Origin of the sequence: Burkholderia sp. MSMB0856 (genome assembly GCF_001524645.2) — a bacterium.
Lineage (GTDB): Bacteria > Pseudomonadota > Gammaproteobacteria > Burkholderiales > Burkholderiaceae > Burkholderia > Burkholderia diffusa.
In genome coordinates, this window is record NZ_CP013428.1 from 600,704 (window position 1) to 618,923 (window position 18,220).

Consider the following 18,220-nt stretch of genomic DNA (forward strand, 5'->3'; position numbering starts at 1 on the left):
TATAATATAAGGTTTCCAGCGGTTTGTTTTCCAAGCAGAGGCGAGAATCGCGATGGCAAAGACGACAGGCGGAAAGAAAGCAACAGGCAAGGGCTCGACGGAGCCGACCACGAAGGTCACAGCGGCCAAGTCTGCTTCTTCCACCAGGACAACGTCTTCAGCCACGTCAGCCCCTGCAGGAAAGAAAACCGCGGCCGGCACTGCTCAGGCTGCGCCGGCGCCGGCAGCCAGAACACGGGCTGCCGCCAGACCCGACTCCGGGCCGGCCAAGCCGGCGGCGAAGCGGGCAAGTGCGAAAAGCGCAAGGGACACGACTGCCGCCGCGGACGAAACGGCAGTACGTACTACTCATGCACCCACGGTTCAACCGGCTGTCGTCCAGCAGCCGCGAGTCGATATAGCCGGTACGGCGAACTCCATGACCAAAAAGCTGAACGAAGTATCCGTCGATGACGACGCAAATCAGAGCGACGAGCAGCCCGCAGCCGCGGCTGCCCCGGGCAAATCCAAGGTGCGCGATCGTCGCGCCAAGGAAAAGGCGCTGCTGAAGGAAGCGTTCGCGACGAGCACGCCCGGCACGGCCGAGGAGCTCGAAGAGCGCCGCGTGAAGCTGCGCGCGCTGATCAAGCTCGGCAAGGAGCGTGGCTTCCTCACGTATGCCGAAATCAACGACCACCTGCCGGACAACTTCACCGAAACTGAAGCCCTCGAAGGCATCATCGGCACGTTCAACGACATGGGCGTGGCGGTTTACGAGCAGGCTCCGGACGCGGAAACGCTGCTCCTGAACGACAACGCGCCGGCCGCGTCGTCGGACGATGAAGTCGAGGAAGAAGCGGAAGTCGCGCTGTCGACCGTCGATTCGGAATTCGGTCGCACGACCGATCCGGTCCGGATGTACATGCGCGAGATGGGCACGGTCGAGCTGCTCACGCGCGAAGGCGAAATCGAGATCGCGAAGCGGATCGAGGACGGCCTGCGCCACATGGTGATGGCGATTTCCGCGTGCCCGACGACGATCGCCGACATCCTCGCGATGGCCGAGCGCGTCGCGAACGAAGAGATCCGCGTCGACGAACTCGTCGACGGCCTGCTCGATCCGAATGCTTCGGACTCCGCCGATACGGACGGTTTCTCCGCGAAGGAAGCCGAAGCCATCGAGAACGAGGACGAGGAAGCCGAAGAGGAAGAGGAAGAAGAGGAAGAGGAGGAGGATGACGGTGCCGCTCAGGCGTCGGCCAACGCCGCTCAACTCGAAGCCCTCAAGCGTGCATCGCTCGACAAGTTCTCGCAGATCAGCGAGTGGTTCGACAAGATGCGCCGCGCGTTCGAGAAGGAAGGCTACAAGTCGAAGTCCTACCTGAAGGCGCAGGAAACGATCCAGACCGAGCTGATGACGATCCGCTTCACCGCGCGTACCGTCGAGCGTCTGTGCGACACGCTGCGTGCGCAAGTGGACGAAGTGCGTCAGGTCGAGCGTCAGATCCTGCACATCGTCGTCGACAAGTGCGGCATGCCGCGTTCGGAATTCATCGCGCGCTTCCCGGGCAGCGAGACGGATCTCGACTGGGCCGAGAAGATCACGGCCGAAGGCCATCCGTACAGTGCGGTCCTGTCGCGTAACGTTCCGGCGATCCGCGAACAGCAGCAGCGTCTGATCGACCTGCAGGCGCGCGTCGTGCTGCCGCTGAAGGACCTGAAGGAAACCAACCGCCAGATGGCGGCCGGCGAACTGAAGGCGCGTCAGGCGAAGCGTGAAATGACCGAGGCGAACCTGCGTCTCGTGATCTCGATCGCGAAGAAGTACACGAACCGCGGCCTGCAGTTCCTCGACCTGATCCAGGAAGGCAACATCGGCCTGATGAAGGCGGTGGACAAGTTCGAATACCGTCGCGGCTACAAGTTCTCGACCTACGCGACGTGGTGGATCCGCCAGGCCATCACGCGTTCGATCGCGGACCAGGCGCGCACGATCCGTATTCCGGTTCACATGATCGAAACGATCAACAAGATGAACCGCATCTCGCGGCAGATCCTGCAGGAAACCGGTCTCGAGCCGGATCCGGCAACGCTCGCCGAGAAGATGGAGATGCCGGAAGACAAGATCCGCAAGATCATGAAGATCGCGAAGGAGCCGATCTCGATGGAAACGCCGATCGGCGACGACGACGATTCCCATCTCGGCGACTTCATCGAGGACAACAACACGGTCGCGCCGGCGGATGCCGCGCTGCATGCAAGCATGCGCGACGTCGTGAAGGACGTGCTCGATTCGCTGACGCCGCGTGAGGCGAAGGTGTTGCGGATGCGTTTCGGTATCGAGATGAGCACCGATCACACGCTCGAGGAAGTCGGCAAGCAGTTCGACGTTACCCGCGAGCGGATCCGTCAGATCGAGGCCAAGGCGCTGCGCAAGCTGCGTCACCCGAGCCGTTCCGACAAGCTGAAGTCGTTCCTCGAAGGGAACTGATTTCCAGCGTCTTACTTGCGAACGCCGCCGGCATCCGCGTGATGCCGGTGGCGTTTGTCCTCTTTGGTGTCTTTGTTGTTACAATGCCGGCCCGGCTTCGTTGCCGGCGTGGCGTGTAGCACACGTTGCTTCTCGTCTGGGCCCCTAGCTCATGCTTGGTTAGAGCAGCGAACTCATAATTCGTTGGTGCCGGGTTCGACTCCCGGGGGGCCCACCAGATTCGCTTCCCAGGTTATCCGGGGAAGTCTCGAAACCCGCGACGCCGCAAGGCCTCGCGGGTTTTTCTTTTGCGCGCTGCCTGAATGTGTCGAGCGTGTTGAATGCGTTCACGCCGGCGTCGCGTGTCGCATCGCCGCCACCGGGGAAACGCGCGGAGCGTGCCGTCCCGATATCAATCGAAGTATGCTGTAGCGCGGTCGGCGCGCACGATCGAGAATCGCCGCGCGCGCGAACCGCAGGCCAGCGCCGTGTTCCGCCCGGCGGCCAGAACAAACACAAACAGACTTCGCCCGACAGTGGGGGCGGCCATCATGATCATGTTGCGTTCGTGGAGTGCGATTCTGTCGTTGCTGATGCTTGCCGCGTGCGCCAGCCTGCCGCCGCAGGCCGGTCGCGCGCCAGCGCACGCATTCACCGATACCGAAACCACGCGCCTCGGCATCGCGTTCCGCCAGCAGGCCGCCACCCATCCGGGGCAGGACGCGTTTCACCTGCTGCGCGATCCCGTCGATGCACTCGATGCGCGCGTGCTGCTCGCCGATCGCGCGGACCGCTCGCTGGACCTTCAGTACTACATCTGGCACGACGACCTGACCGGACACGAACTCGCGGATGCGATCATCCGTGCGGCCGATCGCGGGGTTCGCGTGCGTGCGCTGCTCGACGATCTCGGGACGAACGCGGACGATCGCAAGCTGCTCGAGATCAGTTCGCATCCGAACATCGAGATCCGGCTCTTCAACCCGGTCGCCACGCGCCACTTCAAGAAGATCGGCACGGTGCTCGAGTTCTCGCGCGTCAACCGGCGCATGCACAACAAGGCGATGATCGCGGACAACCAGGCGGCGATCGTCGGCGGCCGCAACATCGGCGACGAGTATTTCGGCGCGTCGTCGATGCTGGAGTTCGGCGATCTCGATGTGGTCGTGCACGGCCCCGTCGTGAACGACATCTCGACCGAATTCGATACGTTCTGGAATTCGCCGTATGCGTATCCGATCGATGCGCTGGTCGGGCACGATGCAGCGCCGGGAGGTCTCGACCGGGAGCGCGAACGGTTGCGCGATTACTTGCGCGCGATGGAGGACAATCCGTACGTGCTCGAGGCGCGACACAGGCTCGACCAGATCGTGCACGGGCAGGGTACCGAGTTGTCCTGGGGGCAGGCGACGGTCCTGTACGACGATCCGGCGAAGATTTCACGCTCGCCGAAGGACAGCGACGGCCACCTGATGCCGCAACTGCGCGCACTTGCGTTGCGGCCGGAGCAGGAACTGCTGATCGTGTCGCCGTATTTCGTGCCGGGCAAGGACATGATCGAACGGCTGCGCGCGCTCACGGCACGCGGCGTGCGCGTGACGATCCTGACCAACTCGCTCGCATCGACCGACGTCGCGGCCGTGCATGCCGGCTATCGGCGCTATCGGAGTGCGTTGCTGGAAGCCGGCGTGCGGCTTTACGAACGGCGGCCGTCCGGCGACAAGAGCATCGCGAAGCAGGTCATCATCGGCTCGTCGCGTGCTTCGCTGCATGCGAAGACCTATGTGTTCGATCGCAAGAGCATCTTCATCGGTTCGATGAATCTTGATCCGCGCTCGCTGAACCTCAATACCGAGATCGGCGTTTACTGCGAGAGCCCGGCAATTGCGTCGGAGGTCGCGACGGACCTGGAGCCGCGGCTCGATCGAATCGCGTGGCGAGTCGAATCGCGGACCGATCCGGCCGGGAAGGGGCGGCTCAAGTGGATTCAGACCGACGCGGACGGGACGGTGACCGAGCTCGATCACGAACCGGAAGTGTCGGCGGCGCGGCGCATGGAAGTGTGGTTTCTCGGCTTGTTTCCGATCGAATCGCAGCTGTGATTTCGCTGGCCCGCGACGACCGCGGGCGGTGTGTGCCGACGCGCAGCGTCAATCTGGAGGCGCCGCGCGCAGCGGTGCAGATACGGCTCCGGGCGCGCGAAACGACCCGCGCCCGGAACCGCACCGCTCATTGCACGATCGATCAGCGCGCGAAATCCGACGTGCTCTGGATGAACGTGTTCAGCTTCGAGATGTTCACGCTGCCGAAGCCCGTCGTCGCGTCCCAGCCAGCCTTCGCCTTGTAGCCGTACGTGCCGCTGCCGTTGTTGCCGGACGTCACGTCGTGCACCAGCGCCGCATTGCTCGGGAAGTATTTGTAGATGCTCGACGCCGGGAAGCCGAGCGCGTTGTTGTTGGCCGATTGCAGCCGCGCCCAGATGCCGGTGAAGATCGGCGCGGCGAGGCTCGTGCCGCCTTCGTTGTTCAGGTAGCCCGAGCCCCACAGCGTGTCGGACGTCTGGCCGTTCACCACGAGGATCGCGCCGGTGCGCAGGTCGGCGTCGAAGCCGACGTCCGGCAGTGCGCGCTTGGTCGACCCGGTGAGGCTCGACGATTGCCACGACGGCGCGGCTTCGTACTTGCTGTAGCCACCGCCCGTGGACCATACGGTGCCCGGCTGCCAGCTCGGATCGTTCCACACGATTTCACTGTTGTATGCGTTGGTCGACGTGTTGGTGAACAGCGTCGTGCCGCCCACAGCGATCACGTACGGCGACGTCGCGGGCTCGCTCACCGTGTAGGTCGAGCGCGACGGCGTGCCGCTCGCGCATTCGTACGCACCGTGGTCGCCGGCCGATACGGAGAAGGTCTGACCTTGCGCGACGGCCTGCTTGAAGATGGTGTCGTCGGTCGCCTGCGAGCCGGTGCTGTACGCGGACGATTCGCACACGCCGAGCGACACGTTGATGACCTTCGCGACGTTGTCGCTCACCGCCTTGTTGTACGCGGCGGTGATCGCGGTGAGCGTCATCGACGGCGCCACGTAGAACACGACCTGCTTCACGCTGCCGCCGGCTGCGCCGACGATCGACTGGCTGTCGAGGTTCCATTCGACGGTGCCGGATGTATCGGTGTACGAACTGCCTGACGGGCCCGTCGGCACGACACTGCTGCTGATCGTGCCGAGGCCGTTGTTGGCGGCGAACGTATTGAGGTCGCTGACCGTCTGCGACAGATCGCCTTCGGAGATGATGCCGACGGTGGTTTGCGAGGCCGTCGGCGTGCCGTCGCCGCCGTAGAGCGACGAGAATTCCGTCGGGTAGTGCGGCACCGCGGATGCGCCTGCCGGAATCGTCAGGTTGCTGGTGTTGCCTTGCGGCTTGCTGCCCGCGCCGGTATGCATGAGCTCAACGTTCTGCAGGCCCAGCACGGCACCGACGATGCCGGAGATTGCATTCGGCACCTGTGCGGCATCGGTGTTCGCGTAGACGTTGCGGCCGTTGCGCGTGAAGCGCTTGAGTGTCGTGCGGAACGCTGATTTGACCGTTGCCGCGGTGCCCGATGCGGACACGAGCAGGCGGTTCGGCGCGACCACGATGTTGACGAAGCCGGCCTGGCGCAGGTGCGCGACGACGGAGGCGACCTGCTGGTCGGTCGGCGCGTATTGCGCGGCGAACTGTGCCGACGTGAGGAACTGCTTGTAGTGCGGTGAGCCGGGCGTATGCAGGTCGTGCAGGTATTGATCGAGTTGCGCCTCGTTGCGCAGGTTCAGTCCGAGCACGATGTCGACGGATTCGCCGGGCGCCATCTCGGTGGCAGCCGCGGCAGCGGCGGCGGTGCTGGCCGCCGGCGCACCGGCGGTACTGCTGCTTTCACCTTGCTGGACGAGCGGCAGGAATCCCTTGGTGCGCGTTTCCGTCCAGCCGGCGGCCGGTGCGGCATGGACGGCCGTCATGCCGAACGAAGCGGCTGCTGCGGCGGCGAAGGCGAGCTTGACGATGCGGATGTGCTTTTGTTTCTTGTTTGCAACCTGGTTCATTTTGAATTACCCCTCCGGTTGAACATCGAACTGCACGAACAACAACGGTCGACAGCGGCGCGGATCGTGCGCCGCCGATATCCGTCGCGCTCGCGCGGATAGCGCGGACGCGACGGGGCCTTTCGCCCGACCCGGACGGGTGGTGATCCTCCGGGGGCGAAATGCTTGAAAGCTTGGTAACGAAGGCGCTGGGCCGCGATGAGGACCGGCCGCGCCAGCAGGCCTGATGCAGGCGGGATGGCTAGAGCAACAGTTTCGGTGTCCTGCTCATCTGGTTCGGTCCTTCGGACTGCTGCCGGATGGCGGCTGCCCAATGAGTGCATCGGGATGTTGCATGCGCCAACGGAAGAAGCGACGGTCGGCGGCGAGAACTTCGGTGCGGCGGAAACGAGATGCGTCGAGCGGGAACGATTGCGTGGTTTGCAATTCGTCGGATTGCTTGAATCGGACGGTATCAAGAACGAAAGTTCGATGTCAAACTTTTTCTGATTATATGAAACAAAGTTAAATGGAATAAGTTGAAATGTTTTTGAAAAGTCAGGGGGTGTTTTGTAATTTTCAAACCCGAAACCGGATGCAATTTCAGATCTGTCGGCCGAATAATTCGCGATTCGATTCGTAATGAACGAACGGTATTCGAGAAATCATTCGAATCTCCCGCGGTCGTCTTCGATTGGGATAGTTGTGACCGTGAAGTTGGCGAGCGGGTGGCCGACGCGAACTGGGCAGCGCTGGCGAACGCGGCGAAGCGCGTTCAGCGCGCGGCTATAGGTAGTTCAATTGCGCAGGCACGACACGCGGTGGCCGGGCCTGCGGCATCCGCACGATCAGTCCGGCTTGCGGTCTGATGAAGCGGGCGGCGGCGGTTGCTCCGCGGCCGGCGTGCCGGCGGTAGGGGCGCCGTTTGCATCGTTCTCGGGCGCCACGGGCCGCGAACCGTCGTCATACGCGACGAGGCTGCGCTGCGGATTCGCGATCCGGATTCCGCGTTCGTGGAACAGCACCGCGATACGCCGGTTGAATTCGCGCTGCACGCCCCAGCGTGCCGAGTCCTTGCACTGGATCTGTCCGGCCAGCGCAATCGTCGCGCCGTCGACCTGGTCGATACCCCAGTAGCTGAAATCCGACAGGATGCCGTCCTTGTAATTCGGATCGTCGCGCAACGCGGCGCCGATCTCCTTCAGTGTCGCGATCGCCCGATCGATGTCCTGGCCGTATGCGATGCTGACCTTGACGGCTGCGTTGCCGAGCCCGCGATTCGTGTTGTTGACGGTCGTCACCGAGCTGAACGGGATCGTATACAGCGACCCGTCGCCCGCGCGCAGTCGCACCGTGCGGATCGACAGGTATTCGACCGTGCCGGACACGCCGGCAAGCGTGACCCAGTCGCCCACCTGCATCGCGTTCTCCATCAGCAGGAAGATCCCGGTGATGAAATCCTGCACGAGCTTCTGCGAGCCGAAGCCGAGCGCGACGCCGAAGATGCTGGCGCCGGCGAGCAGCGGCCCGATGTTCACGCCGATTTCGCTGAGGCCCGTCAGCACGACGACGAGCGCGATCATGATGAACAGCAGCGAACGCAGCATCGGCAGCAGCGTGCGCAACCGCGCCGCGCGCACGAGGTTGTTCTCGCGCGTCCACTGCTGCAGGCGGCGCTCGATCGCGATGTTCGCGGCTTCCCACACGATCAGCGCGATGACGGCCGCGATCGCGATCGTGATCAGCGCCGACGCGAGCCGATGGCCGATCGTGCCGGTCTGGAACGCGTGGAAGATCGGCACGCCCCAGATCTGCAGCAGCAGCACGACGGTCACGATGGCGATCGCCGCCGACACGATCTGGCGCACCAGCGGGTAGTAGCGGTAGGCGTGCACGTGGACCAGCGTGCGATCGTCATCGCGGCGCTGGAACAGTCGCGCGAGCGCGCCGAACACGACGATCGATACGATCCGCATGCCGATCATCGCGGCGATCGAGCGGCCGCCGAGCGCGATCAGCACGCGGTAGCCGTTGTGGACGTCGAGCGCCCACACGAACCACAGCGCCATCACGACGAACACCGACACGGGCGCCCACGCGTCGGCGAGCGCGTTGCCGATCATCGCGAAGGCCGGCCGATCGTCGCCGGCCGCGCGGATGCGGGCGGCGACCGGCTGTCGGCACCGGAGAATCAGCGCCGAGATCATCAAGTGGCCGACGAGCGCGACGGCTTTCAGCAGCGCGACGTGACCGGCGTCGCTGAGGCCGAAGCTCGCGGCGATCTCGACCGCGGCCGTGCAGACGCCGACGACGATCACGATCCGCGCGATCGAGCGCTGCGCGATCGCGGCCCATGCATCGCTGACGTGCAGCAGCCGCAATTGCCGCGCATCGGGCTGGAAGAACAGCCGGCTGACGATCGTCACGAGGCGGCAGATCACATAGATGTCAATCAACGATTCGAGTGCGGTTTCGGTTGGCGTGCCGGCGCCGTCGAGCACCGACATCGTCAGGCTCGCGACGCCGACGAACACCAGCAGCGGCACCACGCGCAGCGCGAGGCTGACCAGCGCGCGCGGCATCCGGCGCAGCAGCGTGGTGTGGCGCCGTGCATGGCCGCGGCCTTGCGACGACGTATCGGGCGCGGTGGTGCCTTCGGCGCTGGCGCTGGCGTCGGCGTCGGCCGGCGCTGACGCCCTGGAATCGTCCGCCTCGGCGGGTTCGGGCTCGGCTCGACGCGACGATTCGGCCCGACGCGTGCCCAGGGCGGCCAGCGCGCGCCGCAGCAGCCGCTTCGCGAACCATTCGACGACGAACGCGGGCACGAGCACGGCGAGGATGACCAGGAGCGCGCGCGTGAGGTCCGCACGTTCGTCGGCGCGCACCAGCCGCTCGTGCCACCAGCTGCCGACGGAGCCGACATCGAGCAGCGAGTGCAGCGATTCGTTCAGCGCGCCGCCGATTTCGCCGGCCCAGCGTGCTCCCTGCCGGACGAGCATCGACGCGAGGCCGTTCGTCGTGAGCGCGGCGGTGGCGGCCGATGCCGCGCTGGCCGGTGCCGCGGCGCTCGCCGGAAGCACGGGCGTGCTCAGCACGCCGACGGCCGCGATCGCGCGCAACGTCGTTTCGACCTGTTCGCGCTCGCGCGGATTTTGCAGGACGGAGAGGGCGCGCTGCGCCTGTTGCGGCGTCAGTGTCGGCGCCGCGCCGGAGGCGGCCGACGCGGCGGCTGGTGCAGGGGTAGTCGCGTGAGCGATCGATACGACGGCGGCGAGCAGCCAGCCGAGCAGGAAATGTCGCATGGGTTGGCATGCGGGCGCACATCGAAATGTGGCCCGCCGGTCTGGACGATGGACGGAAGTTAACATGATCGCGAACGGACCCGAATAGTTCCGTCGACGAATATTCGAATCGGGCATGCGGCAGGCGGCGCGGCTTGTTTTCGCGTGCAGGCAGTGTTCGCGAGCCCTTGTTCGCGCACGTCGACTCTTGTGACGGTCAGGCCAGGAACGAAACGTGCTCCCGGGCACATCGATTCGGTGCAAACCACGACTGCGGCTACCTGCAGCGAACTCCGGATTCCTGATGAATCAACCCTGCTCGTCGTGAAAGATCGGCAGCACGTGCTCGGCGATTTCCTCGATGACCTCGCGCACGGGCCGGTCGGAGCCGGGATTCAGCGTGACGTGGTGCGTGCCGGCTGCGCGCATGTCCCGCAAGATGCCGATCAACGCGTTCCGTCCGGTCGCGTAGCCGAGCGACAGCGCGCGGGCCGGCGCATCGCGATTCGCATCGAGATCGAGCCGCATCGACACGCCGAACGCGCGGAAGCCCGGTTGCGCGAGCCTGTCGACGGCCGCGCGCCACATCGAATAACGAGAACGCTGCGTGTCCGGATCGCGGTGGTACGTCATCCAGCCGATCGCATTCCGTGCGATCCAGTCGACGCTCTGTCCGCCCGAGCCGACCGCGAGCATCGGCACCGCGGCGTCGCCGCGCGGCAGCAGCGTGAAGTCGGGCGCGTCGGGCGGTGTTTCGTCGGGCAGCACGCGGGACGGCACGCCGAGCGCGGCCGCGACGATGTCCCAATGCCGGCGATACCGGTCGCGCCGCGTTTCCGCATCGACGCCGAACGCCGCATATTCGGGCGGCCGGTCGCCGGAACCGAGGCCGAGGACGAAGCGTCCGCCGGACAGCGTCGCGACCGACAGCGCGCCCTTCGCGATATGCAGCGGATGACGCAGCGGCAGCACGATCGCGCCGCTGGCGAGCACGATCCGGCGCGTGCGCGACGCGAGCGCGCCGAGCAGCACCCACGGATCGAGGTGCCCGACCGGGTCGGGATAGTCGGCGCTGTTCAGCGGTACGTCGCGAATCCACAGTGCGCGAAAGCCGAGCGAATCGGCCAGCGCCGCGAGTTCGAGCTGCTCGTTGAAATCGGCGACGGTCCGGCCGCCACGCAGCAGCGGCAGCGTCAGGCCGATCGACAGCCGCTCGGGCGAGAAGACGCGTTGCGCGACGTCGGCGCGGCCGGAGGCGGGCAGGGGCATGTCCATTCCTTGAAGACGGGGCGAAGCGGGCGCACCGTACGGTGTTCGCATGCTAACGTGTTTGCGCGACGCTTGCGACGCGCCGCGAGCGATGCACGGCGGCATCGGCGGTTCCGGCATGATCGGCGCCTTCGGTCATCGGGCAGTCAATCTGCACGAACGCACTGCGGACGACGCCCGGGGCGCGTCGGCAGCCGGAACGCACGCATGTTCGATCTGCGCGTTCGATCCCGCATGCGTGGTCGGGAGCAGGCGATTGTAAGCAGATCGTCGGCGTCGTTCACGTGCAAACGCCTCGCCGGCGCACACGTCACATTCCTGCAACATCGGCGTCGTGTCCATCCGCCGGTCGCGCACGCCGCTTCCCGTCGTTTCACTTTCGAAACGTTCACGTATTTCTGTCGCCGCACGATCTGCATCGGGGTCACTTCACCGGCCGCGCGGCCTTGCGCCGCGAAGCATGGTGCGCTCCTTGCATGTCTGTGTGCGCCGTGAGCGCGATCGCCGGCGCGGTAGAGGGCCGGCCATCGCTTCAGTGGGTCGGACGCATCGAAGACGGGGACAAGAGAATGAGAACAGACCGAATCGCAACGTGTCGTGTTGCAAACTTGAATCGCCGACCTGCCCGTGAATTCGCTTCGCCGCTAATCGCGGTGACATGAGCGTGCGGCCTTTCGTTCCATCCGAACAATTCGGGTTCGTTCCGAACGACGACGTGCATGCATGACGCACGAGGCCGACCGGTGCCGGTCGGCCGTCGGGGATGAACCGCCCGTGCACGCAGATGGGCAATCATGAGTTCCGGATCGTCATGCCGGCGCGCGAAATGCACGCGTGCCGAGCGCGACGCATGCGTGTGCCTGCCGCACGCGGTGCCGCGTGGCGATCCGCCCGACATCAGGAAATCGAAGGTGTAGTCCAGGGGAAAGGTCCGCCGGCAGCGCCGCGGTGGATCTGACGACATTGTGCTGTCAGTTGATCCACTACCCCGATGGATCAATTGTTGGAGCGCCCATCGCCATGTGGTCGATGGGCGTCTTTTTTTGCCGCGCCGGTGTCGTGCGGATCGCCGGCCCGATCGCGCGGCGTTCTGTATCATGTGCTGGCGCGCTGGCAGCACGGTTTGCCACCGCGCCCGATCACGCGCCGCCAACATGAACGACATCGCCTTGCCCACCCCCTCATCCGCCAGCATCGATCCGGCCGCGCTCGATGCGCTGCACGCGTTCGTCGAGCGCCATCCGCGGCTGCTCGTGCTGACCGGTGCGGGCATCAGCACGGATTCCGGCATTCCCGGCTATCGCGACCGCAACGGTCAATGGATGCGCTCGCCGCCGATCCAGCTCCACGAATTCCTCGGTTCCGACACCGCGCGCCGCCGCTACTGGGCGCGCAGCATGATCGGCTGGCCCGTGGTGGGCCGTGCGCAGCCGAACCGCTCGCACGTCGCGCTCGCGCGGCTCGGCGGCAGCGGCCGGATCGAGCGCCTCGTCACGCAGAACGTCGACGGGCTGCACCAGCGTGCCGGCAGCGGCGACGTGATCGAACTGCACGGCGGCATCAACGGCGTCACATGCCTCGATTGCGGCGCGCATCACGCGCGCGCGACGATCCAGACCTTGCTCGAAACGGACAACCCCGAGCTGCTCGGTGCGCAGGCGGAACCCGCCGCCGACGGTGACGCGCACCTCGAATGGGCCGCGCTCGACACGTTCCGTATTCCGGCCTGCCCGGCCTGCGGCGGGTTGCTGAAGCCGGCGGTGGTGTTCTTTGGCGAGAACGTGCCGCGCGAACGCGTCGCGCTGGCGTCGCAGGCGCTCGATGCGGCCGATGCGCTGCTCGTCGTCGGCTCGTCGCTGATGGTGTATTCCGGCTACCGGTTCTGCGTGTGGGCCCAGGCGCAGAACAAGCCCGTTGCCGCGCTGAACCTCGGCCATACGCGCGCCGATCCGATGCTGACGCTGAAGGTCGAGGCGCGTTGCGCGCCCGCGCTCGACGCGCTGAACGCGCGGCTGGGCGTCGCCGGCGACGCGCCGGAGCACGCATCGTGACCGGGCCGACGTCCTCGCCCGATCCGTCCGCGCGGCTGTCGGCGCCGGCGGCCGAGCGTAATCGCGAGCCGATCCTCGAGGTGCTGCGTCGCGTGCTGCCGGCCAGCGGCGACGTGCTCGAGATCGCGAGCGGCACCGGGCAGCATGCGGTCCATTTCGCGCGGGCGCTGCCGGCGCTGCGCTGGCAGCCGAGCGATCCCGACGCGCACGCGCGCCGCTCGATCGCCGCGTGGGTCGCGCATGCCGGCCTCGCGAACCTGGCCGAGCCGCTGGCGTTCGACGTGCGCGACGCGTCGTGGCCGGCCGCGGCATTCGACGCGATCGTCTGCATCAACATGGTCCACATCTCGCCGTGGGCCTGCACCGACGCACTGTTCGCCGGCGCGTCGCGCGTGCTGCGTCCGGGCGGCGTGCTGTTTCTGTACGGCCCGTATCGTCGCGAAGGCCGGCACACCGCGCCGTCCAACGAAGCGTTCGACCAGCAGTTGCGCAGCCGCGACTCGTCGTGGGGCGTGCGCGATCTCGAGGCGGTCGTCGCGCTCGGCCTCGACCGCGGGCTCGACTGCATCGAGGTCGTCGAGATGCCGGCGAACAACCTGAGCGTCGTGTTCCGGCGCCTGCCGCACGCGGAGCAATGACACGCAACTGCGCATCGCAGCCGGGTTTCCACTATCCTTTCGCCTGTGCGCGCGGCCCGGTTCGGGTCGCGCCCTGTTTTTTCCGGAGAATTGACTAATGGGCAAACAAGCAATCGGTGTGATCGGGCTCGCGGTGATGGGCCGCAATCTCGCACTCAATATCGAGAGCCGCGGTTACGCGGTGTCGGTGTACAACCGCAGCCGCGAGAAAACCGACGAACTGATCGCCGAATTCCCCGGCCGTAATCTGGTACCGACCTATACGCTCGAAGAGTTCGTCGCGTCGCTCGAAACGCCGCGCCGGATCCTGATGATGGTGAAGGCCGGCGAAGCGACCGATGCGACGATCGCATCGCTCAAGCCGCTGCTCGAGAAGGGCGACGTGCTGATCGACGGCGGGAATACGCATTTCACGGACACGATCCGCCGCAACCAGGAACTCGCGCAATCGGGCCTGCATTTCATCGGCACCGGCGTGTCGGGCGGCGAAGAGGGCGCGCTGCGCGGCCCGTCGATCATGCCCGGCGGCCAGCGCGACGCGTACGACCTGGTCGAGCCGATCCTCAAGCAGATCGCCGCGAAGGCGCCGTCGGACGGCGAGCCGTGTGTCGCATACATGGGGCCGGACGGTGCGGGCCATTACGTGAAGATGGTCCACAACGGCATCGAATACGGCGACATGCAGCTGATCGCCGAAAGCTACGCCGTGCTGAAGGACGTCGCGGGCCTGACCAACGACGAACTCGGTGCGGTGTACACCGAGTGGAACCAGGGCGAGCTCGACAGCTACCTGATCGAGATCACGTCGAAGATCTTCGGCAAGAAAGACGAAGAAACCGGCAAGCACCTCGTCGACGTGATCCTCGATCGCGCCGCGCAGAAGGGCACCGGCAAGTGGACGAGCCAGAACGCGCTGGATCTGGGTGTGCCGCTGCCGCTGATCACCGAGTCGGTGTTCGCACGCGTGCTGTCGTCGCTGAAGACCGAGCGCGTCGCGGCCAGCAAGATCCTGTCGGGCCCGGCCGCCGCGCCGTTCGACGGCGATCGCGCCGCGTTCGTCGAAGCGGTGCGCCGCGCGCTGTACCTGAGCAAGGTGATCTCGTACGCGCAGGGCTTCGCGCAACTGCGCACGGCGTCCGAAGAGTATGGCTGGAACCTCGATCTCGGAACGATCGCGAAGATCTTCCGCGCGGGCTGCATCATCCGCGCGCGCTTCCTGCAGAAGATCACGGACGCGTACGCGAAGGATCCCGCGCTCGCGAACCTGCTGCTCGACCCGTACTTCAAGGACATCGCCGCGAATTACCAGACGGCGCTGCGCGACGTCGTGGTGGCCGCGGTGAAGGCAGGCGTGCCGGTGCCGGCGTTCGCGTCGGCGGTCGCGTACTTCGACAGCTACCGTTCCGAGCGGCTGCCGGCGAACCTTGTGCAGGCGCAGCGCGACTTCTTCGGCGCGCATACGTTCGAGCGTACCGACAAGCCGGGCAGCTTCCACGCGAACTGGTCGTAACCGGCGGGCGAGGATGGCATTGTTGCGAAATTCTATTCTTTGAGTAGGGTTTTTCGTTCCCGGATGCCGGAATTGTTGGCTTCGAGGAAACAGTGTTTTCGTTCTTTCATGGTTTTCCCTAGGTGATCTCGGGACTAAACTTTGTTCCATCGCTGCAGACATGGTGTGTGCGGCGGAGCAAAAAAATCCCGGAGGTAATCATGAAATCGCTGATCGCAACGTTCGCTGCTGCTGCTGTCCTCGCCGTTCCCGCCGTCTCGTTCGCCCAACAGAACGCCCCCGTCACCCGCGCGCAGGTGAAGGCCGAACTGGCCCAGCTGCAACAGGCCGGCTACAAACTGGGCAGCGACCGTACCGACTACCCGGCAGGCATCCAGGCAGCCGAAGCCCGCGTGAACCCGCAACAAAACGTGGCCGCTGCCGATACGAGCGGCTACGGTGCGCAACCGGTCGCCCAGCAGGAATCGGGCGCTCCGGCGGCCGCCAAGACCGGCTGGCAGGTCAAGCGCGTGTCGGATGGCGCACCGGTCTACAAGGGTCGTTAATCGGCATCGATGACCGGGCCGCACGTGCGGCCTGATGTGACCCCACGCAGTACCCGCAGCCCGTCGTTCCGCATCACGGAACGACGGGCTGTTTTCATTGGCGGCGGCCGCCGCGTCAATGCAGCGGCCGCGGCCCGCGGCCGATGTCCCGGAACAGCGCGTCGGCCGGTTCCAGCGCCTGGAGCCAGGCCTCGTCGTAGCCGCTCAGCGTGTCGAGCGCGTCGCGCAGCCGCTCGATCGCGAGTACCGGCAGCTCGACGCTGTGCCGCGTGGCGCCGCTCAGGTGTGCGACGCTCGCCAGCTGGACGAGTGCGTCCGCCGCTTCGGCGACGTCCGTCGCGAACAGCAGGTGCCGGTTGAGCAATTCGACGAGGCCGCTGGAACCTGCAAAATCCTCGGCGTTGAGCTGCACGGACAGAAACGTCGCATTGTTCATGGTTTTTCTCCTCGTTATCGCTGGGTCGTGCGGTGCACCTCCGAGTATAGGAGGCAGCCGGAGGCGCGGTGGAGGTTGTCGGTCCGACACGGCTGGCGACTGCGGAACGGCGGCCTGACGCCGCTCCGGACGCCCCGCGCGATGCGGCTCGCGGCCCGCCGACACGCATCTGCGAGACCGCAAGATTGTTGCCGGATCGGGCGCCTGTCGCGGTCCTGACCACGACAGATGGTATCTTTGACGGCCGGGACGACGCGAAAATGGCGCGAAAAAGGGGCCGGTGAGCCCGTTCGCGCCGACGTCCCGCTGTGGAAACTGACGGCCGCGAGAGCGGTCGGATACTGGTTGGTCCGGCCTCTGGCCGGACATCGTGCGTCGCACGCCGGAGGGCGGTGGGCGGCGCAACGACGCAAATCCGGGAGGACCCTTGAGAAAAACGATTCCGATCCACGATGCGCTTGCGCGCTGGTTGCCTCAGGCGGCGCTCGTCGTCGCGGCCGCCGCGCTGACGGGCTGTACGATGACGCCGTGGACCGACAGCTGGCAGCCGGCACGACCGTCGACGCCGGCGTCGGTCGCCACGCCGGGCGTGATCGCCGGCTATTACCGCGTGAATCCGGGCGACACGCTTGCCGGCGTCGCCGCCGCCTACGGGCAGCGCGTGCAGGACGTGGCCAGCTGGAACCACATGTCGCCGAATGACGCCGTGTCGCCCGGCCAGGTGCTGCGCGTCGCGCCGCCGCCTGCCGCGACCTCGCTCGGGCAGGCGCCCGCCGCGGCCGCGCAACCGGGCTCGCTGGCCTGGCCGGCCACGGGCATGGTCGCCGCGCCATTCCTGGCCGGCAAGACGCGCGGCATCGTGATCGCCGCGACCGGGCCCGACCGTTCGGTGCGGGCCGCGGCAAACGGGCGAGTGGTCTACGCCGGGTCCGGCGTCAAGGCATACGGCCCGCTGGTGATCCTGAAGCACGACAACGGGCTCATCACGGCCTACGGGCACAACGGCAAGCTGCTCGTCAACGAAGGCGATGCGGTGCGCGCGGGCCAGCCGGTCGCCGAAATGGGCACCGACGCGAGCGGTCGCGCGACGTTCGACTTCGAAGTCCGGCAGAACGGCAAGGTCGTCGATCCGATGAACTTCCTGCCGCGCAACGGCGGCTGACGCGCTGCGTCACGGCGTGTGCGCCGCGCGGCGCACACGTTCCCGTCTTCACCCTTCCTTGAGCTCCGCGGTGCCGGACTGCCTCGCATGATTGCCGAGCCAGCGAATGCCCAGCGCGAGTCCCGCCGCGCCGAGCGCGATGAGCGAACACTGGATCGCGACCGGCACGTACCCGTGCGGCCGCGGATCGACGAACGGATAGGGATACCAGTTCTCCAGCGCGCCGCGCACGAGCGTATAGCCAAGATAGACGACCGGAAAGCCGAGCCACGCGAGCGCGCTGCGCCACGCGATCGGCGAGCGCGGTTCCACGTATAGCCAGTCGCACAGCACCACGAGCGGCACGATCCGGTGCAGGACCCAGTTGTTGAGGGCCGGCGTGACGTGGCGCAACGCATCGAGCCGCGCGAGCAGCAGTTCGTAGACGATCGCGGTGATCAGCACGTAGAGCACGGCGGCGCCGCGCATCGATTCGTAGCGCGCCGAGCCGGGACGCGTGACACGCGACAGCCCCACGACCAGCATGGCCGCGGCATAGAGGCTGCTCAGTTGCGTGAAGTAGCTGAAGTAGTTGCCGAGATGGAAGGCAGGCATGCCCCAGTAGCCGGCGACGCTGTGCAGCGTGGTCGACACCGCGAGCAACGCGGCGATCAGCCGGTAGGCCGCAACGAAGAACGCTTTGCTCATGATGCCCGCGCAACGTCGCACCAAAGCTTCATCCTGCCACAGCGGCGGGCACGCGCGATTCGGACTTTCCATATGGCGGACCAGTGGACGGGCCGCACGGATTCCTCGGATATTTGATCCGGCCGGACAACGC

The 18,220-nt window shown here is 66.1% G+C and carries 14 protein-coding genes and 1 tRNA gene; 9 read left to right on the forward strand and 6 right to left on the reverse strand.

Going from position 1 to position 18,220, the window contains the following annotated elements:
- Positions 1–52: 52 nt before the first annotated feature.
- Positions 53–2,470, forward strand: a complete 2,418-nt coding sequence (gene rpoD / locus WS87_RS20365) for an RNA polymerase sigma factor RpoD (protein ID WP_082721897.1) — start codon at positions 53–55, stop codon at positions 2,468–2,470.
- Between the two features lie 138 nt (positions 2,471–2,608).
- Positions 2,609–2,687, forward strand: a tRNA-Ile gene (locus WS87_RS20370).
- Between the two features lie 174 nt (positions 2,688–2,861).
- Here WS87_RS20370 and WS87_RS33690 read toward each other — a convergent pair.
- Complete coding sequence (locus WS87_RS33690) at positions 2,862–3,008, reverse strand: hypothetical protein (RefSeq protein WP_159085695.1); 147 nt, start codon at positions 3,006–3,008, stop codon at positions 2,862–2,864.
- On the opposite strand from WS87_RS33690, the gene WS87_RS20380 reads away from it, so the two are divergent.
- Positions 3,001–4,551: a phospholipase D family protein gene (locus tag WS87_RS20380; protein ID WP_059818771.1), complete on the forward strand. Its 1,551-nt coding sequence runs from the start codon at positions 3,001–3,003 to the stop codon at positions 4,549–4,551. The genes WS87_RS33690 and WS87_RS20380 overlap by 8 nt on opposite strands.
- Positions 4,552–4,693: 142 nt before the next feature.
- On the opposite strand, the gene WS87_RS20385 is transcribed toward WS87_RS20380, so the two are convergent.
- Entirely contained in the window at positions 4,694–6,529 is a 1,836-nt protein-coding gene (locus WS87_RS20385; RefSeq protein ID WP_059818772.1) for a S53 family peptidase, read from the reverse strand.
- A 327-nt stretch (positions 6,530–6,856) separates the two neighbouring features.
- Between WS87_RS20385 and WS87_RS33695 the strand changes: the two genes are divergently transcribed.
- Positions 6,857–7,018, forward strand: coding sequence for a hypothetical protein (locus WS87_RS33695; RefSeq protein ID WP_159085696.1), 162 nt, complete (start codon positions 6,857–6,859; stop codon positions 7,016–7,018).
- A 338-nt stretch (positions 7,019–7,356) separates the two neighbouring features.
- Here the strand turns inward: WS87_RS33695 and WS87_RS20390 are convergent, their stop codons facing one another.
- Entirely contained in the window at positions 7,357–9,810 is a 2,454-nt protein-coding gene (locus WS87_RS20390; protein ID WP_059818773.1) for a mechanosensitive ion channel domain-containing protein, read from the reverse strand.
- 288 nt (positions 9,811–10,098) lie between these two features.
- Positions 10,099–11,058: an LLM class oxidoreductase gene (locus WS87_RS20395; protein ID WP_059819619.1), complete on the reverse strand. Its 960-nt coding sequence runs from the start codon at positions 11,056–11,058 to the stop codon at positions 10,099–10,101.
- 1,154 nt (positions 11,059–12,212) lie between these two features.
- Between WS87_RS20395 and WS87_RS20405 the strand changes: the two genes are divergently transcribed.
- The 4 genes from WS87_RS20405 to WS87_RS20420 all read left to right on the forward strand — a co-directional run bounded on the left by WS87_RS20405 (position 12,213) and on the right by WS87_RS20420 (position 15,802).
- Entirely contained in the window at positions 12,213–13,109 is an 897-nt protein-coding gene (locus WS87_RS20405) for an NAD-dependent protein deacetylase (RefSeq protein WP_059818774.1), read from the forward strand.
- Positions 13,106–13,747: a DUF938 domain-containing protein gene (locus WS87_RS20410; RefSeq protein WP_059818775.1), complete on the forward strand. Its 642-nt coding sequence runs from the start codon at positions 13,106–13,108 to the stop codon at positions 13,745–13,747. The genes WS87_RS20405 and WS87_RS20410 overlap by 4 nt, the downstream gene beginning before the upstream one ends.
- A gap of 97 nt (positions 13,748–13,844) precedes the next feature.
- Entirely contained in the window at positions 13,845–15,257 is a 1,413-nt protein-coding gene (gene gndA, locus WS87_RS20415; RefSeq protein WP_059524672.1) for an NADP-dependent phosphogluconate dehydrogenase, read from the forward strand.
- Between the two features lie 200 nt (positions 15,258–15,457).
- Positions 15,458–15,802 (forward strand): DUF4148 domain-containing protein, encoded by a 345-nt coding sequence (locus tag WS87_RS20420; RefSeq protein ID WP_059818776.1) that lies wholly within the window; start codon positions 15,458–15,460, stop codon positions 15,800–15,802.
- Positions 15,803–15,917: 115 nt separating this feature from the next.
- Here the strand turns inward: WS87_RS20420 and WS87_RS20425 are convergent, their stop codons facing one another.
- Positions 15,918–16,238, reverse strand: a complete 321-nt coding sequence (locus WS87_RS20425; protein ID WP_006760526.1) for a hypothetical protein — start codon at positions 16,236–16,238, stop codon at positions 15,918–15,920.
- 427 nt (positions 16,239–16,665) lie between these two features.
- On the opposite strand from WS87_RS20425, the gene WS87_RS20430 reads away from it, so the two are divergent.
- Positions 16,666–17,400, forward strand: a complete 735-nt coding sequence (locus WS87_RS20430) for a peptidoglycan DD-metalloendopeptidase family protein (RefSeq protein ID WP_059818777.1) — start codon at positions 16,666–16,668, stop codon at positions 17,398–17,400.
- Between the two features lie 48 nt (positions 17,401–17,448).
- Here WS87_RS20430 and WS87_RS20435 read toward each other — a convergent pair whose 3' ends face one another.
- Entirely contained in the window at positions 17,449–18,087 is a 639-nt protein-coding gene (locus WS87_RS20435) for a Pr6Pr family membrane protein (RefSeq protein ID WP_059525630.1), read from the reverse strand.
- Positions 18,088–18,220 lie beyond the last annotated feature (133 nt).